Here is a 21,145-nt window from a genome sequence, read left to right on the forward strand (position 1 = left end):
GGTTGAATTTAGTGGACACTCGGCAAGTTTTGCTTCATCAGGAAGCTATAAAATCACCAGAATTTGGGATTGGCCAGCTAATCTAAATAGTAGCTACCTTAAGTTTTATAGGATGGAATTATAGCGTGATAAGGTGTTCTGGCATAGGTCATGCCTAAGCAAACCAATCTCTTTAGGCGAAATAACCTTATTTTCTACTCAGTGAAAAGGCTATGGGGGGTAAGAGGTATGTTTTTAGGCCTTACGCTAAGTGCGCAGCTTTTCAGTATTGCATCCACTGTTATACTTTACTTTGCCATTTGCAATGGGCTTCCACGCTACAATAATAGGCGTTTTTTCTACTCTGCAATAATTGTTACCCCGCTACCGCATTACCTCACAGAAATTGCAGCACATCCTGCTGTCATCCGTTAATAAAATAATAGTTTAAATAAAAACAACTGCTTGCAAATAAAATAAACTTGGTATGTTTAGTGCTTTACTACGGATAAGCGGAAACTACCGCCTGCAACAGACGTAAATATTAAAATAAACGGAGCATCAAAATGACTTACTATACGACTAATAGTACACAGGACAGCATTGGCAGCAATGAGGATTTCCACGGTAACGATGGCAATGATGAGCATCATGGTGGTTCAGGCAATGATCATCTGGACGGCGGCACTGGCGATGACAGGTTAAGCGGCGGCGATGGCAATGATGATCTGATCGGTGGCTTAGGTCTCGACTATCTGTACGGTGACAATGGTGACGATACCTTGTCAGGTGGCGATGGCAATGATGCCTTAGTCGGCGGACTGGGTACTGACAAGCTCTATGGAGGCAACGGTGACGATGGCTTGGCAGGTGGGGATGGTAATGACATATTGTCCGGTGATATGGGAGCCGACAAACTTTATGGTGGTAACGGCGATGACGTCTTGGCAGGCGGCGACAACAATGACATTTTACTAGGAGAATTGGGTATTGATAAGCTCTATGGCGATAATGGCGATGATACACTGTCAGGTGGCGAGGGTAATGATGCGTTGATCGGTGGGATTGGTCTCGACAAGCTTTATGGCGGCAACGGTGACGATGGTTTGGCTGGTGGGGATGGTAATGACATATTATCCGGTGATATGGGAGCCGACAAGCTTTATGGTGGTAATGGTGATGATGTCTTGGCAGGCGGCGGCGACAACGATTTTTTACTAGGAGAATTGGGTGTTGATAAGCTCTATGGCGATAATGGCGATGACATTCTGTCTGGTGGTGAGGGTAGTGATACGTTGATCGGTGGGGTTGGTCTCGACAAGCTTTATGGCGGCAACGGTAATGACGGCTTGGCAGGTGGGGATGGTAATGACATATTGTCCGGTGATATGGGTGCCGACAAGCTTTATGGTGGCAACGGCGATGATGTCTTAGCAGGTGGGAGTGATAATGATCTGCTGTTAGGTGATTCAGGTAACGACAAGATCGTTGGCGGCTACGGCGATGACCAATTGCTGGGAGGTGATGGTAATGATTTGCTGATAAGTGATGCAGGACATGACCAGTTAGTCGGCGGCACTGGCTCAGACACGTTCAAATTTCTTAACGATAGCATCTATCTTGATGATATTATTAAAGATTTTACCAAAGGCCAAGATAAAATAGACTTGTCGGCAATAGATGCCAAAACATCTACCCTTACCGTCAATGAAGGCTTTACTTTTATAGGTTCACAAGCCTTTAGTAGTGCCAATGCAAGCGGTCAACTACATTTTGATGCACTTACCCATACTTTATCAGGCAGCACCGATGCCGATAGCCAAGCTGAATTTTCTATCCAATTAACAGGCATAAGCAGCCTATCTGCTAGCGATTTTATTTTGTAACCTACCCAAAAATAAACTCAGTGGACAGCCTGTTGCAGGCTCTCTGCGGAACTCTGGCACTTAAAGCTTTTCGGATCTGCAAATAGATAAGGCCAGCCCATTCTTAAATGAATTCTTACCTTACAAACAACTTGCCAACTGGTGGTTTCCGGTAACATCGTACCGGAAACCACCTTTAGCCTTACCTTACCTACGCATACGTCGGCTTAAACGCCTGTTCTGGATTAGCCACAGGGCCGTTACCATCCCAGTACGGTGACAATTTACGCAAGGTGGCGACCACGCCTGGCATGACTTTCAGCACTTCGTCGACTTCGTGCATGGAATTATAGCGGGAAAACGAGAAGCGTATTGTACCGTGGGCTGCTGTGTAGGGAATATCCATCGCCCGCATAACGTGCGAAGGTTCCAAAGAACCTGACGTACAGGCCGAGCCGCTGGAAGCGGCAATACCCGCTTTATTCAGCAACATCAAAATCGCTTCGCCTTCGATGTACTCAAAAGCAATGTCGGTGGTGTTGGGCAATCGGTTATTCATATCCCCGGTGACGAAACAATGTGGGATCTGTTCGGTAATGCCGCGCTCCAAACGGTCACGCATGGCTTTGACATGAGTATTTTCGTATTCGATATGCTCTAAAGCCAGCTCGCAGGCCTTGCCTAAACCGACAATAGAGGCGGTATTCTCTGTACCCGCCCGTCGGCCACGCTCCTGATGGCCACCCCGTAACAGCGGACGGTAGCGGGTGCCACGGCGCAGATATAACACGCCAATACCTTTAGGGGCGTGCAGTTTATGGCCGGACAGCGACAGCATGTCGATTTTAGTATCCTGTAACATCATCGGGATTTTGCCGACTGCCTGCACGGCATCGGTATGGAACATCACGCCTGCCGCATTAGCCAGTTCCGCCATCTCCACGACCGGAAACAGCGTTCCCGTTTCGTTATTGGCCCACATGACCGAGACAATGGCGACTTGCTCGGACAGCAGTTTTTTATAAGCTTCCAAGTTTAAGCGGCCTGCTTTATCGACAGGCATCCGGTGGATAGTGTAGCCTTCTTTTTCTAGCGCTTCGCACAGGCTTAAAATCGCCGGATGCTCAACGGTGGTGGTGATGATTTCTTTTTTGTTCGGCTGGGCTTTAATGGCGGACAAAATCGCGGTGGAATTGGATTCCGTACCGCAAGACGTGAAGATAATTTCCGAATCATGCTCACAGCCGATCAGGTTTTGCACTTGTTGGCGGGCCTGTTTAAGGCCACGCGCCACACCGTCGGCAAATTTATGGATGGATGAGGGGTTGCCGTATTGCTCCAGAAAATAAGGGATCATCACATCAACCACAGCATGATCCACTTTGGTGGTGGCATTGTTGTCCAGATAAATATCGGTCATGACAGTTGTCCTATGCTGTTGCTATGTTCACAAGTTTGGCCATTTCCGAAGCAGGGACGACTTTAATAAACTCGCCCATCACTTCCATCAGCCGTTGTTGGATACCCGCTATGGTCATTGCCGCCATTTGGCAACCGCTACACGCACCTGTCATATTGACGTAGGCGGTATTGCCTATCACTTCGACCAATTCGACATCACCGCCGTCGGCCATTAGCGAAGGCCGTAACGATTCCAGCACTTGTTCGATTTTTTTGATGCGTTGCAGATTAGTCAGCGAGCCTTTGACCTCGGCGACCACCGGTTTGCTGACCGGCGCGGCTTCGGGGTCAAATTTCTCGCCTTTTTCCGCCAAGACTTTTTCCAGAATCGCTTCAATGTCTTCATGGCAAGCCGCGCAACCGCCGCCCGCTTTCGTAAAGTTAGTCACATCTTGGACGGTACGCAATTTATTGGCCCAGACCATTTCCTCAATCATAACGGCATCGATGGCGAAACATTTGCAGATTAACGCGCCTTCCGCATGGTCATCCGCCCATTCTTCACCCCGATAATTGGCGATCGCCGCTTGTAAGGCTTCCCTTCCCATGACCGAACAGTGCATTTTTTCTGGCGGCAGACCTTCCAGATGGTCGGCGATGTCTTGGTTAGTGACTTTTAAGGCTTCGTCCAGCGTCATGCCCTTAACGATTTCGGTTAGCACCGAGGACGAGGCGATTGCCGAACCGCAGCCGAAGGTTTGGAAACCGGCATCAAGAATCACTTCCGTCGAATCATCGACTTTTAAGGTCAGGCGCAAGGCATCGCCGCAACTGATGGAACCGACTTCACCTATGGCATTGGCATCCGCCACCGCCCCGGCATTTTTAGGGTTAAAAAAGTGTTCTTTTACTTTGTCTGAATAGTCCCACATGGTGTTATTCCTCGAATTGGGTAGGGCGGACAACGCTGTTTTGTCCGCCTTGGGTCGGGTTCCGGTGGGCAAAACAGCGCTGCCCAACCTGCCTTAAGGGTTAAGAACAGGTTTTGGTTCCCGTACCGCTAGCACTGGTGTTGAATGAAGAACCGCAAGCGCAACTTTTTGCCGCATTGGGGTTAATAAATTTGAAACCGGAACCTTCTATACTGTCTAAGAAGTCCACGGACATGCCATCCAGCATCGTCATACTGGTGGGGGCGACAAACACCTTGACTGTGCCGCAATCAATCACGGTATCTTCGGGGGTGTTTTCAGTCTCTAGCTTCAGCCCGTATTGGTAGCCGGAACAGCCCCCATCAGTGACTTCGATACGAAGCCCTGCTGTGGGTGTTTCCGAACTGGCGATAAAGCGACCGACAGCGTTAATAGCTTTTTCTGTTAAGGTAATCACAACAAGTCTCCTGAAAGGGTTGGCATCGTTCTTGTAAGAACATAAAGCAACCTATGTGCCAGACTATTTTTATTTTTATAACAATATGATTTTTATAAAATAATATTTTTTTATAGCCCCTGTAAAAAAGATTACAAACAAACAATCCAGCGGGTTTTGTCAGGTTTCCTACAAAATCCCCAGCCACTAAAGAGGAGATGCCATGAGAGTAGAAGACTTGGATATAGGCGATATTGTCTATGCCGCCACCACGATTATTGATGACGGTTCAATGCCTGAGGGTATGGAAGGCGAAATATTGGCGGAAGCCGGTACGCGCGGCGTTATCACTATGATAGGCCATGTCGAAGAACAGCCGGAACGTAGCGTTTTCTTAGTACGTTTTGAAGACAAAGAGATGAATCTGGGCAACCCGATAGGCTGTTGGGTTGACGATCTGATGGTAGAGCCGAAACTGATTAATTAGCCATAATTTCCGTTGATTTAAAAATCGGATTATTTGCCACGGAGTACGCGAAGCGGCTTGTTGGTAAAGGCTTCGTGGCCTTTGTGGCAAATGCTGGTTAAGGTTAAGCGGAGGCTGCCGTGCCTTATTGTAAAGCCGGGGTTGTTCTGAGCCGCACCGCAAGCAAGTCAATAAATGCCCTGACTTTGGCATTTGCATGACGGCTCTCACGGTGTAGGATATGGATAGGCATCGCAGCGGGTTCATAGCCGCTTAATAACGTTGCCAATTCATTGGCGGCCAAATAAGGGGCGCACTGGTAGGACAGCAAGCGGGTAATGCCAAAACCTTGGATTGCCGCTGCAATAGCCGCATCATTGGTGGTGACGGTAAGCCGGGGAGCGGTCTTAACCGTCAAAACCTCAGGGTCCTGGCCGAACTTCCATTCCACAGCCGTACCGACTGAGATAAGGGTGTGTGCAGGCAATTCCAACGGTGTTTTAGGGCAGCCATGGTGGGCCAAATACGCGGGTGAGGCGCATACTACACGCCGCACTGAGCCGACCCGCAAGGCCTTCATGCTAGAATCGGGCAATACGCCGATACGCACCCCAATATCCAAACCCTCTTCCAATAAATTCACTACCCGATCCAGAAATACCGCCGACACACAAATTCCGGGATAACTCTGCAAAAACTCCACAATGACAGGCAAGACATAGAGCTTACCAAACAGTACGGGGGCGGTAATCGCCAAATGTCCGCAAGGCGTACCGTTAATCCCCATAGCCGCTTCATCGGCCGCGTCCGCTTCGGCAATAATACGGCGGGCATCTTCCACATAACGCTGACCTGCCTCGGTTACCCGTACATAGCGCGTCGTCCGGTTTAGCAGCTTTACCCCTAAGCGCTCTTCTAACATGGCAACGGCACGGGTTACGGCCGGAGGGGACATCGCCAAACGCCGCGCCCCACCCGCAAAGCTTTCTTCTTCGGCCACGGCGACCAACACCGCCATTAAATGTAACCTGTCCATCTTGTTTCCTATGGGTGTTAATAATTTGCCAACGCCTACACAACCCGCTTCCGCTTCATAGCCTATGAGCCATCGGCAAAACCTTGAATGTCTTGGCTGTGCCAAAAATCGGCTGCGAAAGCCGCCATCAAATACACCATGAATCTGCGCATCCGTATCTGTCCGGCCATTATTCCAATAAGATTAGGCTATTTCAAGTTAACTGAGGCATGAGATTTAATAATGGACGGGGGTTAATATAATTTATGGCACTATTTTTGATGAGAATTTAGGGCAATAAGCTTGGCCTGTTCTAAAATAAGGCCATATCAGCAAAAATGGGCAGCTTAACACCTTAAAAAAGCCCGAAAAATAAGGATAAACGTCAACACCCGGTAAACAACCCAGTCCACCATTTCTATAAGCAACCCGACAATCTTTATGACACCATTAGCTGAAACCTTACTAAATTATCATCACCGCACTAAGCACACCCTACAGCGTTATGCTAAAGGCCCAGAAACTTTAGATTGGGATGACCAGCCCGACCCATTCCGGCATTTTTCCGGTTGCCAGATAGTGGCTTTACCTAAGCCTGGGCGCGAACTGGATGTGTTGTTTAGCGACTTGGACAAGCCGGACACCGTGCCTATACAGCCGTTGGATTTGGCGAATATCGGCCTGTTGTTGGAATTGGCCTTTGGCTTGTCGGCATGGAAGCAATATGGCCCAAACCGTTGGTCTTTGCGTTGCAACCCTTCCAGCGGCAACCTGCATCCTACCGAAGCTTATTTGCTCTGTGCGGATGCCAACATTGTACCTGCTGGGGTATACCACTATGTCAGTTATGACCACCATCTGGAGCAGCGTTGCCAATTTACCGAAGCCTTGCCTGAAGGGGAGGTGCTGATAGGTTTGTCATCTGTGCATTGGCGGGAGGCGTGGAAATACGGTGAAAGGGCATTTAGATATTGCCAGCATGACATAGGTCACGCGTTGGGGGCGTTACGTTATGCCGCCGCTACGTTAGGCTGGAAAATAGAGCTATGTTCAGGGCTGGCCGATGCCGACCTTGCCCAATTGCTAGGGTTGGATCGGGCGGCGGATTTTAAGGCCAAAGAGCAGGAAAGCCCGGATGTGCTGTGCCGTATCCTTACCTCCGTCACGCCAGCAGCCTGTACGGATACGGCATTAATGGCGTTATTGCCGAGCGCGGTGTGGGTAGGTGCTGCCATGAGTTTAGGCGCGTACCATTTATACCATTGGCCAGTGATTGACCAAGCCAGTGCTGCTGCCATCAAGCCCCGCACCGAAGCGTCAAGCCGTCCGGTGGTCGCGCCCGTAGTGCCGTCCCCTAGTTCTGGCCAGCACCTTGCTACCCGACTCATTCGGCAACGGCGCAGTGCACAGCAGTTTGACGGTAAAATGCCCCCGCTGCCCATCACAGATTTTTACCGCTTGTTAAACGCAGTATTGCCCGATACCGCTACGTTTGGCTTTTGGCAGTCGCCGCCGAAAGTACATTTATTTATTTTTGTCCATCGTGTCGAGGGCTTAACACCCGGTTTATATGCCCTGCTCAGGGACGAATCGGCATTACCTGCTTTACAAGCGGCAATGTTAAGCTCATTCACTTGGCAAAAACAACCTGGGGGATTGCCTTTTTATCATCTGTATGCCGGCGATTTGAAGCAGATTGCAAAAACTTTATCTTGCCACCAGCCAATTGCCAGCGATAGCGCCTTTAGTTTGGCGATGGTGGCGGAATTTATGGCCACGATCGAAGAGCAGCCGTGGCGTTATCGGCAGTTGTTTTGGGAATGCGGCCTGATTGGTCAGGTTTTGTATCTGGAAGCGGAAGCGGCGGGTGTCCGTGGCACGGGTATAGGCTGTTATTTTGATGACAGCGTCCATGAAATTTTAGGGCTTAAAGATGACGCTTTTCAGAGCCTATACCATTTTACTGTCGGTAAACCGTTGGAAGACAGCCGGTTACAGACTTTTCCGGCGTATGGGCATTTATAGCCTTAAACCGTTTGCAAATCTAATCATCTGCTTTCCGTATCTTTTATCCCAGCTATAAACCCTCTATTATATTGAAGGTTGTCAGCCTATTATTTTGCTGCAAAGAACACAAAAAAACGGATTGAAAAACGATTGTGTTCTTGGCAGTAAATAAGGTTAAAACGATGGATTCTAATGTCGCCGACGTTTATGTGTGCTGTTGAGTGAAAAAAGACGGCCACAACTTATCCTTAACTAAAAAATTACAAACACTGCTGCGTAATTACCTATCATATACAGTGTTTGCAACCTCATCTGCCCGCAAGAAATTTTACAGCTGCCGCAGGGCCAATCCGTCGAAGCCTGCATTTCCTGTCAGGTTGGTACGGCCTGTGTAGCAAAGGCTTTATTTAGGGATTTGTTTCGCATAGAATGGAGCCGTAACAAACTGGCCTTTTCTTAAAGCATTATAACCTTTCACATTGGCACTATAACATGGAAGCGTTTATCCACCCGACCTTAGTCAAACTTTCCAAAGGCATCAAAAGTTTTCAGCAACGCGCTTATGCCTCTGATGATGTCAAAATGAAACGCCTGATCGATTATGGGCAACAGCCGAAGATTTTGGTCATTTGCTGTAGCGATTCACGGGTAGACCCCGCTTTGCTAATGGATGCGGAGGCAGGCGATTTATTTATGTTGCGCCATGTCGCCAACTTGGTGCCGCCGTATGCTTTGGAAGGCAAGTATGATGGAGGGCGGGCGAGCATTGAGTATGCTGTCCGTGATTTGCTGGTCGAACATATCATAATTTTAGGCCATGCCCATTGCGGTGGCATTAAAGCTTTGCTCAAAAGCCTAAAAGGCCACAAACCCCCGCGTGATTTTTTGGCTGATTGGGTGTCTATCGCTATGGATGGCTGCTACCGTTATGTGCTTGGGCCCTTGGCCGAACCCAAGGATGACTGCGGCTGTGCGGTACGCGAGCTTGATCTGGATGGCTTGTGCGACCATCAGCATCTGGTTGAGCGGGCGGCGATCCGGGGGTCTTTAGATAACCTTAAAACCTATCCTTGGTTAAACGAACGCCTTGAGGCCGGAACCCTCCATCTGCATGGCTGGTGGTTCGACTTGGAAAACGGTGATTTATGGGCGACCAGTGCTGACCATAGTGCCTTTTTGCCCGTCCTTTGATTAAGCCCCGTTAACGGTCAGGCCTATGCGTACCCCCGCCACGATTATTTACGGTACTGATGATAAGCCGCCCTTACGCATTTTGTTGGGTCTTGCCTTGCAACAAATGTCCTTTTTGGGTGTGTATTTGGTCATATCGCCGTTATTTGCCCGCGAATTAGGCTTAAATCCCGAACAATCCCTGCAATTGGTTTCGGCGACCCTACTGGCTTCGGCACTCGGTGTCGTCTTGCAAACCGCAAGAGTTTATGGTATAGGTTCGGGCTATTTCTGCCCGTTGCAGGCAACCTCATCAACATTTGCCGGACTGCTCTTAGTCAAGACCCATAGCGGTCTGGAAGCGGTTTTTGGTATGGTCGGGGTCGTGGGGGCTGCGCAAATGGCTTTTGCTTGGCTGTTCCAGCGGCTTAGAAGCGTCCTGACTGTGCAGGTGGCGGGTTTGGCCGTGCTGTTGATCGGTCTAGGTTTAGGGCATTACGCGCTAAAGCAGATGTTGGATACCGGCACAGGTATGGCCGGACAGCAACAAGGACTCTTATGCGCACTGACCTTAGGCACAATGGTGGCTTTTAACGTTTGGTCGTCGGGTGTGCTACGCTTATTCTCGGCGTTTTTGGGGCTGTTGGCAGGTTTTATCAGCAGTTGGCTGATGGATGCCATACCCGCGTCTGCTTGGGCGACTTTTTATGACGCGCCGCTGTTTTATTGGCCCAGACCGATGAATATCGGCTGGTCGTTTGACCGCCAAGCCTTATGGCCCGCCATTATCACGGGCTTATTTCTCGCCCTGCATGGTTTTGGCGCCTTGGTGGCGGCACAACGCTTTAATGATGCCGACTGGAAACGCCCTGACCTGCAATTGGTCAAACAAGGCATCCTCGCCGAAGGTCTTACCAATATCTGTAACTCGTTCCTGAACGGCTTGCCGCTTACTTCCAGCGGCGGTGCGGTCAGTCTGGCGGCTTCCACAGGCTGCACTAGCCGTTATTTGGCCTATTGGCTGGCGGTCATTATGGCGGTTATTGCCTTTATGCCCAAAGCGATGGTCTTTTGGCAGATTTTGCCCTTGCCTGTGATGGGGGCGGCACTGATTTTTCTGGCCTCGTTCACGGCCTTATCAGGTTTGCAAATGGTCGCGTCAAGGCTATTGGACAACCGTAAAATTCTGGCCTTGGGTATCGGCTTAATTTTTGGGGTCAGCTATGAGGCTATATTGAAGCCCTTACACCATGATGCGTGGATTCCCCTAAAAGCCTTGTTATTTTCAGGGGTAAGTCTGGGCATTTTTGTCGCGGTGCTGCTGTCGGCGGTGTTCCAAATCAAAAACCATACCCATAAACAACGCCGCTTTGATCCTTTGCACAGTTCGCTCAATGAAGTCATTGCTTTTTTGGAGGAACAAGGTGAAAGTTGGGGCGCACGCCCGGAAATTGTCCGCCGAGCCGAACATGCGACTTGGCAAGCCTTTGAAATTTTGACCGAATACGGATTATTGGAGATAATCGACGGTAAAGCGGATAAAATTCATCTGCAAACTATCTTTAATGAGTATACTTTTACCGTCATTGTAAACTACACTGGTAAACCCTTTGCGCTGCTGACCCAACCGCCCAGCCACGATGATATGCTCTCGGATACCGACGCAGTATTGGAAATGGCGGGCTATATGCTGTACCGTTTGGCCGACCAGGCCAAGCTCCGCGTTGATGGTGCAGAGTGCGAACTACGGTTGATATTTAACGATTAACTAATTAAAAAATAGAGGAAACTATACGTTATGCTAACCATTTCATCGGCACCTCAGGGCAACTCTCTGGTCATTGCTCTGGCAGGGCGTATTGATGCCGCCAATGCCAAAAATCTTGAGCAATACTGTCTGGAGCAGATAGACGGCGGGGCGATTCGCCTAATATTTGATTTTACTGCCGTCAACTATATCAGCAGTGCCGCATTGCGGGTCTTTTTGGTCATCGCCAAACGCCTTAATAGCTTGCAAGGCTCGGTGAAACTGTGCGCCCTCAACACCCTATTGCGGGATGTCTTTGACATCAGCGGTTTTGCCAAATTGTTTGTGATTACCGCAACCGTACAAGAGGCGCTCTAATCCCATGAAAGCGTACCTTGCCGAGCAACAGGATGGGGAGAGCCATAGCGTTGTGGCAAACCCACGTTACCGGCCTTTTATCGGCATTAGTGTCAGTAAGCGTGTCTTACCGCTGGAACAGACGGTAAAAATCTTGTCTTGGCTGTTGCATAGCCCGTCACCAGTTTTGCCTATTCTGATCGCCGACGAAATCGCTGTTATCAATTATAAAGCCTTTAAGCGTTATAGTGGCGGTAGTTGTGTCAAAAAAGTCCAGCAAGACAGTGATTTGCAAATTAGCCACTGGCAACAAGCAGCCGACTGCCTGCCGCCGGAACAAAGCCGCCGTATACGTTTTGTGCGCTGGTCTGAAATAGTTACCGATTTATATGGGCGGCAAGTCGCGCTGGTACGCAGCGAGTTTGAACAAAACCCCTTGTTGCAGGATACTATTTTGGCCTTGGTGACCAGTTTTATCCGTTCTACCGGCAAAACCGTCACTACGCAACGCTGTTGGGCTTTGGCCGAGTATATTATCCAAGAATTGCCTTCGCTGTTGTTTGGTATCGAAGTAGATACGATACAATATCAACTGTTGGTATACCCGACCCATTATCCGACTGAAATGTACCGCTTGGTTATCGCCATTCGCCGCCATCCGGCTTTTGCTGAGTTTTTTACCCAGTTGCAAAATCCGCCTTTAGAAAATAATAAAATAATCCAGCTCATTATTACCGGGCAACGGTTTGATAAGCCATCACAACCTCTAGTAACACCTAGCCATTATGACCGGGCGGCACATGAACTTACTATTACCGCATAAGCTGATGGATTTTAGCGGCCTTATTGGCCGTCGGCAACGCTTGCGCAATGCCATAGGCTTGTGTTTGGCATTAGGTACGCCGCAATTGGCACAAGCAGGCGGCTCTGATGCCGAATTGGAAAGTGAATTGCAATTTCTCGCCGCCGAACGGCACATTGTCGTCACTGCATCGAAATTGCAAGAAAGCGTTGACAAGACGGTGGCAACAACTTCCGTCATCACCCAAGACGACATCCAGCATATCGGAGCCCGCAACTTATTGGACGTGCTACGTTTAGTGCCTGGTCTTGGCGTTACCCAGACTATGCTAGGGGTGCGGGAAATCGAAGTGCGCGGGGTCAAGACCTTATTCTCCGATAAGGTTTTGTTTATGCTCAACGGCCACCCCTTAGACCATAACTTGCAAAATGCCGGCAGCACTTGGGTCTACGATGACCTGCCCGTCGACACCATCAAACGGGTGGAAGTCGTGCGCGGTGCAGGTTCCGCCTTGTATGGTGCAAACGCGTTTATGGCGGTCATCAATATCATTACCCAAAACGCCAAAGATTTAAACGGCCTACATGCCTCGGTAGGAGCCGGCAGTTTTGGTGCCCAACAATACCGCGCCTCTTGGGGCAAGCAATATGACAACACTGCTGAGGCGGCGCTGCATTTTAACCATACCGATACGGACGGCATCGGCTCACCGGTTCCGCAAGACAGCATGAGCATACAAGGCTTGGAATCGTTGGCTCCCGGCAAAAGTCAGCTTAACGAAGGCCGTAATGATATGGAATGGCAATTGGGCTATCAAGGCTTTAAGCTCGACGGGCGGTATATCAGCAAGCGCACCGGCACGTTTGTCGGCGCGGCGTTCGCGCTCAGCAACCGCACCGTGCAGAATTATGAAGATTACTTTATCCGCCTAAGCCGCAATTGGCGGTTCTCAGAAAGTTTCACCGTCGATACGCAAGTCTATCATGACAGTTTTAGTTTCGACAATCTCCTGCAACTAGCGCCGCATAGCTTTGGTCATGTTGGCTTACAAAATATGCGCAATGGCGGCGAGGTGCAAGGCAATTACCAGCTCAGCGCCAACCAAACCATCATCAGTGGCGTGTCATATAACGAAGACGAACAAAGCGACGTGACCGCCGAAAATGGCAGCGACCCCAGCCAACTGGAACCCACCCTACCCTATGGTAAGTCCAGAAAGCGCACCCGTTGGGGTGTTTATGCCCAAGACGTTTGGGATCTTTGGCCTAACTTGCGTATGACCCTAGGCGCACGCTACGACAGATATAATGATTTTGGCGGCACATTCAACCCGCGCCTAGGCTTTAACTGGGAGTTTATCAAAGACTATTCGCTGAAATTTTCCTACGGCACAGCCTACCGTGCGCCTGCGTTCGGCGAGTTGGATTTGATTAACAATCCGATATTGTCAGGGAACCCGAACCTCTCCCCAGAACAGGCGGAAACCTTTGAAAGTGGTATCGTCACCCATCCTGTGCAGGGTCTGACCGCCCAAGCGACTTACTACCACACCCATATCAGCGAGCTGATCAGTCAAGTGCCCGCACAGACGACCTTTGTGCAATATGCCAATAGCGGCAGTATGCTTTCGGAAGGGGTCGAGTTAGAAAACCGCTACGATTTCAGCGGTAGTTTACAAGGCTCTTTCATTGCCGCCAATATCGTCTATCAACATACTATCCAAAACAATCTGGCTGTCGCCGATGTCCCAAAAGCCCGTGCCAACCTATTGTTAAACTGGGCTTTTAATAGCCATTGGAGCCTGTATGGTCATGTTCTCATAAAAGATGCCACCGGGCGCGGCGTAGGTGACAGCCGCCCTGATGTACCCGGTTACGCCGTCTTAGATATGAGTATGCTGGGTCAGCACTTTTTCTCCAAACGGCTGGATGTTAGCTTTACTGTCTACAATTTACTTGATAAAACTTATTTTGACCCCGCCCCGACCAGCGTTCCTGGCGACTACCAACAGGCAGGCCGGGCTTTTTTTGGACATGTCAATGTCCGCTATTAATCCTTTAATGCCATGATGATTAAGTATCCAACTATTTTTCGGCAGTGGCGGGCCTGGATTTCGGTCGTTTTATGGGCATTGCTGTCTATCCCCATAGCCCCCGCCGGTACGCCCGAAACGGTGTTTTTTTATAACCCGGAAAGCAGTGTCGACAATTTTGCCGCCTTAAAAGCCGAATTTGACGATTACTTGTCCAAGCAGGGAGCTTACAGTTTTCAACCGTTTAGCGAACGTAATACCTTTGAAGTCATGTTGGCAGGCAAGCCCCAGGGGGTCTATCTGTTATCCAGTTGGCATTATCTACAGCTCAATGCCAAAACTCCCTTAGAAGCTAAGCTGGTCGGCACAGCGAAAGGCGAACCGCAACAGCGGAAAATCTTAACCGCCAAAGATATCGATAACATCCCGGCCTTAGCGGGGGCGACTATCGCCGGAGCGGGCAGCGAAGATTATCTGCGTAGCCAATTACAGCAAATGCTTGGTGCCAGTTATGCGGCACTGATGCCCAAAATAAAACTGCTCAGCGTACCTAAAGATATTGATGCGCTGATGGCGGTCAGTTTCGGCATGGCCAGCGCGGCCCTCTCTTCGGAAAACAGCCTGAATAAACTGGCGCTGATCAACCCGAAACAACATGCTCAACTGAAAACCTTGGCTAGTGGCGAAAAAAGCTTTTTGTTGATTGCTGCCGTCGCCAAACCATCGCAAAGTGATGCACAGCCGCTACTGAAGATCATTGAAACCATGCAGCAACAACCCGATGGCGAAAAAAACCTCAAAATGTTGGGTCTGGACGGATGGAAACGGATTGATGCCTTGGACACCTCGCTTGTCAAACAATTGCGCTTACCCTAATGCCTATGTCATATCCTAGCCTTTTGCAAACTCTGTCCACCCCGCTCCTTAAGTCGGTCGCTCCCTTATTGTTTGGGGTTTTATGCGGGCTGTTAGCGGACACCGTCCAGGCCCAAAGCCCGGCGAAAATATTAATTGTCAATTCTGATGCCACCGTCAATAAATACCGGCAAGTAAAAGAGGCGTTCACCCTGCAAATCGGGACTTATGCCGGGCGTATCATTAATTTTGACGTACAGCAATCGGGTCATCCTGAATTATTGGAAAAATTGATTAAGGACGAAAGCCCTGACCTTATCTACAGCATCGGCTCACAAGCCTATCAGCTTGCCAGCCAATTTGGCGGCAGTAAGCCCGTGCTGTTCTCTTCGGTCATCAATTGGCAACGTTTTGAGCGGCGCGACAACAGCTACGGTATTGCCAATGAGTTATCGTTGACTCAAGAGCTGTCGCTGCTCCGCTTCCTTTTACCCGGTTTACCGCGTATCGGAGTCATTTATGACCCCCACTTCAGTGCCGAACGCATCAACGAAGCGCGGGCGCAAGCCAAGGAACTTGGCTTGGTGCTAGTCGAACAAACCGTGGACGACGAGCATCCGTTGGCACAGCATTTGGATAGCCTGTTGGATAAAATTGACATTTTATGGCTGATTGCCGACCCAGGTGTGTTGGCCGACCGGGTTACGGTCGAAACTATCTTCAGCTATAGCAGCCGCCATAAAAAACCAGTTTACACCTACAGCGATGCCTTTATGAACTATGGTGCAAGCTTGGTAGTGGCAGCGGATACCCCAACAATGGGACGCCAAGCCGCCAATATGGCACAAGCCATATTGTTGCGCGAACCCCTGAAAGAAACCGTGCAGTCTCCTGCTGGTTCGCACATTACCCTTAATGCCTGTCAACTCGGTAAGCTGGACACCCGTTACAATGCCGATGCCTTGGATGCGGTTAACCAATTGCTCGAATGCCATTAAATGATAAAGTTCAGGCGTACCGCGACGATAAAAAAATCGGCTAAACCGCAGCCTGAATCCAAACTATCGCGCCACAATAAAACGGAACGCACGGCGGCGACCCGCCGTCGTGCCCGCAATAGCATCCGCTGGCAATTGCTGACCACTATGATCGGGCTGATAATCGGGCTGGTAGTCACGTTGACTGTCATTGAGCTGGTGCTGCAAAAACAGTCATTGGAAAATGAGCTGTCTAAACGGGTTGACCTGATGAAGGCCAATTTGCTGGAGCGTGGTTCCACCATGTCAAATTTGATGCTCACCCAAGTTGAAAATGATGTCGCCGCCTTCAATTTTTCCCATATCACCGAAAATTTGCACAACACCATCAAGGAATCGCCGTTACTGGTCTACGGGATATTAACAAACAACGATGGTGTGGCCTTTGTCCATAGCAGCCACCCCGAACTGCAACAGGAAACCTTAACGGACGAAGCCAGCCGTTACGCCTTGACGCAACAGCATCTGGCGCATGTCGAGTACCCTGCCCTCAATGTCACTGAATTTATCTTACCGATACATTTCGGCAACAAACCCTGGGGGGTCTTACGCCTAGGCTTTACTATGCAGGAGTTGAATAAGGAAATCGCCCGCTCCCAAGCGGATATTGCCACCAAAACCCGCGACCTGATTATCTCCACGGCTCTGATTGCTTTGGTGTTTGTCTTGATAGGCTCGGCTGTCGTGCTAGTCATTTCCACCACTTTATCCAAACCGCTCATGCGTTTGACCGAATCGGTCAAAGAACTTGCGCGGGGCAATTTTGAATTGGCGACCGAATTATTGGACGAAAATGCGCAGGGACAAAAAGTGCGTTTCAAAGCCCAAGGCGAAATAGGCCAATTAGCTTACTCTTTTATCGAAATGGCGAATGAAATCCGTCGGTCACAAGATAAATTGGCGGACTATAACCGCACCCTAGAAGCCAAAGTCAAAGAGCGTACCCAAGAACTGGAACGGGCTAACGAAAAACTACAAGAGTTGGATCAAATGAAGACCAACTTTCTGTCCACGGTTTCCCATGAGTTGCGTACGCCCTTAACGTCGGTCATGGGGTTCGCACGTATTCTCCAGAAGAAATTTGAAAGTACCTTGTTTCCGCCCTTATCGCAAAGCGAAGACAAAAAAGTCCAAAAAGCCATGCGCCAAGTGATGGAGAACGCGCAAATCATCGTTGATGAAGGCGAACGTCTGACGACGCTGATTAATGATGTGCTAGATTTGGCTAAAATGGAGGCGGGTCGGGTCGATTGGAATATGCGCGAACTTTCTGTTGAAGAGGTTATTGACCGTGCGATTGCTGCCACTTCGGCACTGGTCGCCAACAAACCAGTACAGCTTTGCAAGGCTATCGGTGAGGCGTTGCCGCTGTGTGAGGGTGACCGCGACCGCCTGATCCAAGTGGTCATCAACCTGATATCGAATGCCGTCAAATTTACCGACCGGGGCAAAGTGATTTGTCGGGCGCAGCTTAAGGACGGCGAGTTAGTGGTCAGCGTCACCGACAGCGGCTGCGGCATCAAACCGGAAGACCAGCCGCTGGTATTTGAAAAGTTTAAACAAGTTGGCGACACCCTGACTGACAAGCCCAAGGGCACAGGCTTAGGCTTGCCTATCTGTAAGGAGATTATCGAACATCATGGCGGACATTTATGGCTGGAAAGCGAACTGGATGTGGGCAGCACGTTCTTGTTTTCATTGCCGTTACCGCAACAATACGACCCCGATGCCACCCTAATGACCCAAGACGGCGAAGCCATCAGCTTAGTTTGGCAGAGTAACCGCCAAGCGTTGGTGGCGGCGCTGCAAGCCGGGCTTAAAGTTACCGCCGACCCTTTGCAAAGCCCAAGCTACAGTATTTTAATTATTGATGATGATGTTAATATCCGTGAATTTTTGCAGCAAGAATTAAGTGCCGAAAACTATGCCGTCCGCGAAGCCAGCAGCGGCAGTGAAGGCTTGGCGATTATTGCCGGGCAACAGCCCGATTTGATTTTGCTGGATGTCAAAATGCCGCATTTGAACGGTTTTGCTGTCGCGGCGCGGCTGCACAGCAACCCTGCCACCCTGCATATCCCGATTATTTTACATACCGTTGCCGAAGACAAATTTTTGGCGGAACAATTGGGGATCGATTACTATTTGACCAAACCCGCTAAAGAGATGGACTTATTGGCTACCGTGCGGCAAGTCTTGGCGACCGTGCCGCCACGCAAAAAAATCTTGCTGTTTTCTGGCGGTGATGCCCAACAGGACAGTTGGGCAGTCGGTTTGGAAAGCTACGGCTATCAAGTCCGTATCGCCGCGACGGTCGAAGAAGGTGTGGCTTTGGCAGTAAGCCTACAACCACACCTAGTGGTCGCCGACGCAACACTGGCTACCGAACACCAGCTTATCAAACGTCTGCGGGTCGAATTGGGGCTGGACAGAACCTTTTTCACCCTTTTGGACAGCCCGGATGAACCCTGAAATCAAACTGAAACGCCTTTGCCAGAAAGGCCATGCCGCCAAACTGATCCAGCACTTTCTGGCCGACCGGAAACAACCATTAACGATACTTGACCTGAACGGCGACTGCTTACTGGGCGACAGTAACACGGGCGAGCGCCATGCCATTACTGTTGAAGGTAATCCTTTGGGCTGGGTGTGCGGTTCGTCTGAGGATGCGGCACTATTGGCAGCTTTTGTCAGCTATATGGCGCAAAAAGAGTTGGAAAGCAAGCTACTTGCTCAAGAAACACTCAGTAAATACAAAGAATTGACGTTGTTATATGAGCTGGGTGAAAAAATCGCCGCCTGTTTGGACATTGACGAACTCGCCCATTTAACGCTGGCCGAAGCGCGGCGGTTTCTGCCTGACGGTCAGGACATCCATCTGGGCATACTACTGGAAGGGACGGAAGCAGGGCAATTGACGGTCTGTGCGGGACAAGGCGAATTATTCCCGACTGGAGCAAAATTATTGGGTATCGACGGTATCACCCAGCAAGTTTTGGCTTCAGGCAATACCGAAATTGTCAACGAAGTTTGGCAAGACCCGCGTTACCAAGCCTGTGCCGGGGTCTTAAGCGATATTAGCGCCATGTTATGCGCCCCACTGAAAACCCGTGACAAAACCTTTGGTGTCCTTAGTGTCATCAGCCGCGAGGCGGTTTCTTTTAGTGCCGCTGAAGCTAAGGTACTGAACTTATTGGCTACCCAGGTCGCCCTGGCGATCGCCAGGGTACACCTGATCCACGAGCGGGTCGCCCAAGAACGCTTGCAAGAATCGCTCAAACTCTCCCATAGTATCCAAATGGGCATGTTATCGACAGCCTTCCCGCGTTTTAGCGATGGGCAGCCGATTGACTTGTTTGCCTTTATGGAGCCGGCCCGCGAAGTCAGTGGCGACTTTTATGATTTTTTCCATCTGGATAATAAAACCTTACTGTTAGTGATTGGCGACGTGTCCGATAAGGGTGTGCCGGCCGCCCTGTTTATGGTCATGGTCAAAACCCTGATCCGCGCCATCGCCAAACAATACACCCAACCCCACCAAATTTTAGCGGCGCTCAATCCCGAATTATGCCGCGATAACGAAGCGTCAATGTTTGTCACCTTATTTTTGGCCACTCTGGATCTGGATACTTATAGTCTGAACTATAGTTTTGGTGGCCATAACCCGCCGCTGCATTTGTCGCGCTATGGCATTGTTACCATGCTGACGGGTGATTCGGGTACGGCCTTGGGCATTATCGACGGCATCAGCTTTAGTAGCCAAACTCTTCAGCTTAGCTTAGGCGATAGCCTCTTGCTGTATACCGACGGCATTAGCGAAGCGATGGACAAAGATTACAACGCTTATGGCGAAATACGCCTGTGCGGCCTTTTGACCGGGCTGGCCTATAGTAATGCCCAGGAACTCATCGGCACCATCATGACCGATGTCATTGCCTTTACTGCCGGAGCCGAGCAATCTGACGATATTACCCTGATGGCACTGCAAATAGGCCGGCCTTAAACCATTCGGGTACGTTTGGCGGTGACTGTTACAAGCATCCATAAAACAAGGCTATTTAATCCGCTTTTATTCTGAATGGGCAGAACGCATGAACACAAATATGGCACACAAATATACCGATATACCCGCCCCTAACGGGTATTTTGCCAAACAATTGCCTAATAATATTGACTCACTAGCGCTGTTGACGGAAGCCTTGGAAATATTTGCCGAACAAGAGGGTTGGAATGATGCCACAGTTATGCAAATTAATTTGGTGCTGGAAGAATTATTGGTCAATGTCATTGACAATGGCTATGCCGACGGACGTGACGGTACGATAGACATCCAAATCCACAGCGATGCGCAGACCATCACCATTTGCATTAGCGATGATGGCGATGCCTTCGACCCTTTTGTCATGGTGGATCCGGATCTTTCTTTAGCTGTTGAAGATCGTCCTATTGGCGGCTTGGGAATCTATCTGGTACGCAGCTATATGGACGGTTACGCATATTGTTATAGTCAACAACACAACCAGGTGACCCTAACCAAGCATCTGCCGTTATCGGCCGCACCCTAATGCTTATCGATAATATAGCCATAAGCCTGGCCTCCCCGTATATTTTTCAAGAAAACAATGCAGTTACATAAATCCAATTCCGAAGTGCAATTTAGCTAAAATGCGATTGATATGACACAGTGCGCAATAATCCCCCATTCCGCCTGAAAAAAGAGCATCGCCAAGGAAGTGTGTGATGTGTTTGTTTAGCGACCTGCCTTGGCAACGGCAGGCCGAGGCGTGAACTCGGAAATATGGCTTGGGGTCATTGCTTGACCTGTAATCACACGGGTATGCGGCGCGAAAAAGATGGCGATAAGAATCGGTGCAAACTGATGCCTTGGTTCGCTTAATAATGGTAAAATAACCAAAAATATACGCGATGTTCGACTTTTTAGGGCGTGAAATTTTAAGGGTGACATTCTTGTCTTAGGTTCAGGTTAATCGAACTACCTTACCGGAGAAGCCGTCATGCCCGTCGAAGATTTCATCATTTATGTGTA

At 49.6% G+C, this 21,145-nt stretch carries 17 protein-coding genes; 13 read left to right on the forward strand and 4 right to left on the reverse strand.

Features of this window, described 5'->3' with window-relative positions:
• Positions 1 to 545: 545 nt before the first annotated feature.
• On the forward strand, positions 546 to 1,865 hold the full coding sequence (locus AADEFJLK_RS20415) for a calcium-binding protein (RefSeq protein ID WP_103975568.1): 1,320 nt from the start codon (positions 546 to 548) through the stop codon (positions 1,863 to 1,865).
• 190 nt (positions 1,866 to 2,055) lie between these two features.
• Here AADEFJLK_RS20415 and nifS read toward each other — a convergent pair whose 3' ends face one another.
• The 3 genes from nifS to AADEFJLK_RS20430 all read right to left on the reverse strand — a co-directional run bounded on the left by nifS (position 2,056) and on the right by AADEFJLK_RS20430 (position 4,634).
• On the reverse strand, positions 2,056 to 3,264 hold the full coding sequence (gene nifS, locus AADEFJLK_RS20420) for a cysteine desulfurase NifS (protein WP_088618929.1): 1,209 nt from the start codon (positions 3,262 to 3,264) through the stop codon (positions 2,056 to 2,058).
• A 10-nt stretch (positions 3,265 to 3,274) separates the two neighbouring features.
• The gene (gene nifU, locus AADEFJLK_RS20425; protein ID WP_103975569.1) at positions 3,275 to 4,177 is read right to left on the reverse strand and encodes a Fe-S cluster assembly protein NifU; all 903 of its coding nucleotides are present in this window, start codon (positions 4,175 to 4,177) and stop codon (positions 3,275 to 3,277) included.
• Positions 4,178 to 4,277: 100 nt separating this feature from the next.
• The gene (locus AADEFJLK_RS20430) at positions 4,278 to 4,634 is read right to left on the reverse strand and encodes a HesB/IscA family protein (RefSeq protein ID WP_088618931.1); all 357 of its coding nucleotides are present in this window, start codon (positions 4,632 to 4,634) and stop codon (positions 4,278 to 4,280) included.
• A 202-nt stretch (positions 4,635 to 4,836) separates the two neighbouring features.
• Between AADEFJLK_RS20430 and AADEFJLK_RS20435 the strand changes: the two genes are divergently transcribed.
• Positions 4,837 to 5,100, forward strand: a complete 264-nt coding sequence (locus tag AADEFJLK_RS20435) for a nitrogen fixation protein NifZ (RefSeq protein ID WP_088618932.1) — start codon at positions 4,837 to 4,839, stop codon at positions 5,098 to 5,100.
• A 124-nt stretch (positions 5,101 to 5,224) separates the two neighbouring features.
• Here the strand turns inward: AADEFJLK_RS20435 and AADEFJLK_RS20440 are convergent, their stop codons facing one another.
• Entirely contained in the window at positions 5,225 to 6,115 is an 891-nt protein-coding gene (locus AADEFJLK_RS20440; RefSeq protein ID WP_088618933.1) for a LysR family transcriptional regulator, read from the reverse strand.
• 420 nt (positions 6,116 to 6,535) lie between these two features.
• Here AADEFJLK_RS20440 and AADEFJLK_RS20445 point away from each other — a divergent pair, with 420 nt between their 5' ends.
• The 11 genes from AADEFJLK_RS20445 (at position 6,536) to AADEFJLK_RS20495 (ending at position 20,663) form a co-directional block, all read left to right on the forward strand.
• Entirely contained in the window at positions 6,536 to 8,119 is a 1,584-nt protein-coding gene (locus AADEFJLK_RS20445; RefSeq protein WP_088618934.1) for a SagB/ThcOx family dehydrogenase, read from the forward strand.
• Positions 8,120 to 8,593: 474 nt separating this feature from the next.
• Positions 8,594 to 9,292 (forward strand): carbonic anhydrase, encoded by a 699-nt coding sequence (locus AADEFJLK_RS20450; RefSeq protein ID WP_088618935.1) that lies wholly within the window; start codon positions 8,594 to 8,596, stop codon positions 9,290 to 9,292.
• Between the two features lie 25 nt (positions 9,293 to 9,317).
• Positions 9,318 to 11,039 carry a uracil-xanthine permease family protein gene (locus tag AADEFJLK_RS20455; RefSeq protein WP_088618936.1) on the forward strand — a complete coding sequence of 574 codons (1,722 nt, stop codon included), beginning with the start codon at positions 9,318 to 9,320 and terminating at the stop codon, positions 11,037 to 11,039.
• 30 nt (positions 11,040 to 11,069) lie between these two features.
• The gene (locus AADEFJLK_RS20460; protein WP_088618937.1) at positions 11,070 to 11,396 is read left to right on the forward strand and encodes an STAS domain-containing protein; all 327 of its coding nucleotides are present in this window, start codon (positions 11,070 to 11,072) and stop codon (positions 11,394 to 11,396) included.
• A 4-nt stretch (positions 11,397 to 11,400) separates the two neighbouring features.
• Positions 11,401 to 12,198, forward strand: a complete 798-nt coding sequence (locus AADEFJLK_RS20465) for a tRNA-dependent cyclodipeptide synthase (RefSeq protein WP_088618938.1) — start codon at positions 11,401 to 11,403, stop codon at positions 12,196 to 12,198.
• Positions 12,176 to 14,230 (forward strand): TonB-dependent receptor plug domain-containing protein, encoded by a 2,055-nt coding sequence (locus AADEFJLK_RS20470; protein ID WP_249028101.1) that lies wholly within the window; start codon positions 12,176 to 12,178, stop codon positions 14,228 to 14,230. Before AADEFJLK_RS20465 ends, AADEFJLK_RS20470 begins: the two co-directional genes overlap by 23 nt.
• A gap of 12 nt (positions 14,231 to 14,242) precedes the next feature.
• Positions 14,243 to 15,085, forward strand: a complete 843-nt coding sequence (locus tag AADEFJLK_RS20475) for a PhnD/SsuA/transferrin family substrate-binding protein (protein WP_103975570.1) — start codon at positions 14,243 to 14,245, stop codon at positions 15,083 to 15,085.
• Positions 15,086 to 15,090: 5 nt separating this feature from the next.
• On the forward strand, positions 15,091 to 16,062 hold the full coding sequence (locus AADEFJLK_RS20480; RefSeq protein ID WP_088621548.1) for an ABC transporter substrate-binding protein: 972 nt from the start codon (positions 15,091 to 15,093) through the stop codon (positions 16,060 to 16,062).
• Positions 16,063 to 18,570, forward strand: coding sequence for an ATP-binding protein (locus AADEFJLK_RS20485; protein ID WP_103975571.1), 2,508 nt, complete (start codon positions 16,063 to 16,065; stop codon positions 18,568 to 18,570).
• The gene (locus AADEFJLK_RS20490; RefSeq protein ID WP_103975572.1) at positions 18,560 to 20,101 is read left to right on the forward strand and encodes a PP2C family protein-serine/threonine phosphatase; all 1,542 of its coding nucleotides are present in this window, start codon (positions 18,560 to 18,562) and stop codon (positions 20,099 to 20,101) included. Before AADEFJLK_RS20485 ends, AADEFJLK_RS20490 begins: the two co-directional genes overlap by 11 nt.
• 88 nt (positions 20,102 to 20,189) lie before the next feature.
• Positions 20,190 to 20,663: an ATP-binding protein gene (locus AADEFJLK_RS20495; protein ID WP_103975573.1), complete on the forward strand. Its 474-nt coding sequence runs from the start codon at positions 20,190 to 20,192 to the stop codon at positions 20,661 to 20,663.
• Positions 20,664 to 21,145 lie beyond the last annotated feature (482 nt).

The organism is Methylovulum psychrotolerans (assembly GCF_002923755.1).
Taxonomy (GTDB): Bacteria; Pseudomonadota; Gammaproteobacteria; order Methylococcales; family Methylomonadaceae; genus Methylovulum; species Methylovulum psychrotolerans.

Bases quoted from the DNA above. Each gene is read 5' to 3' on its own strand.
- AADEFJLK_RS20415 (WP_103975568.1), top strand. From the start codon at position 546: ATGACTTACTATACGACTAATAGTACACAGGACAGCATTGGCAGCAAT.
- nifS (WP_088618929.1), bottom strand. From the start codon at position 3,264: ATGACCGATATTTATCTGGACAACAATGCCACCACCAAAGTGGATCAT.
- nifU (WP_103975569.1), bottom strand. From the start codon at position 4,177: ATGTGGGACTATTCAGACAAAGTAAAAGAACACTTTTTTAACCCTAAA.
- AADEFJLK_RS20435 (WP_088618932.1), top strand. From the start codon at position 4,837: ATGAGAGTAGAAGACTTGGATATAGGCGATATTGTCTATGCCGCCACC.
- AADEFJLK_RS20440 (WP_088618933.1), bottom strand. From the start codon at position 6,115: ATGGACAGGTTACATTTAATGGCGGTGTTGGTCGCCGTGGCCGAAGAA.
- AADEFJLK_RS20445 (WP_088618934.1), top strand. From the start codon at position 6,536: ATGACACCATTAGCTGAAACCTTACTAAATTATCATCACCGCACTAAG.
- AADEFJLK_RS20450 (WP_088618935.1), top strand. From the start codon at position 8,594: ATGGAAGCGTTTATCCACCCGACCTTAGTCAAACTTTCCAAAGGCATC.
- AADEFJLK_RS20455 (WP_088618936.1), top strand. From the start codon at position 9,318: ATGCGTACCCCCGCCACGATTATTTACGGTACTGATGATAAGCCGCCC.
- AADEFJLK_RS20460 (WP_088618937.1), top strand. From the start codon at position 11,070: ATGCTAACCATTTCATCGGCACCTCAGGGCAACTCTCTGGTCATTGCT.
- AADEFJLK_RS20465 (WP_088618938.1), top strand. From the start codon at position 11,401: ATGAAAGCGTACCTTGCCGAGCAACAGGATGGGGAGAGCCATAGCGTT.
- AADEFJLK_RS20470 (WP_249028101.1), top strand. From the start codon at position 12,176: ATGAACTTACTATTACCGCATAAGCTGATGGATTTTAGCGGCCTTATT.
- AADEFJLK_RS20475 (WP_103975570.1), top strand. From the start codon at position 14,243: ATGATGATTAAGTATCCAACTATTTTTCGGCAGTGGCGGGCCTGGATT.
- AADEFJLK_RS20480 (WP_088621548.1), top strand. From the start codon at position 15,091: ATGTCATATCCTAGCCTTTTGCAAACTCTGTCCACCCCGCTCCTTAAG.
- AADEFJLK_RS20485 (WP_103975571.1), top strand. From the start codon at position 16,063: ATGATAAAGTTCAGGCGTACCGCGACGATAAAAAAATCGGCTAAACCG.
- AADEFJLK_RS20490 (WP_103975572.1), top strand. From the start codon at position 18,560: ATGAACCCTGAAATCAAACTGAAACGCCTTTGCCAGAAAGGCCATGCC.
- AADEFJLK_RS20495 (WP_103975573.1), top strand. From the start codon at position 20,190: ATGAACACAAATATGGCACACAAATATACCGATATACCCGCCCCTAAC.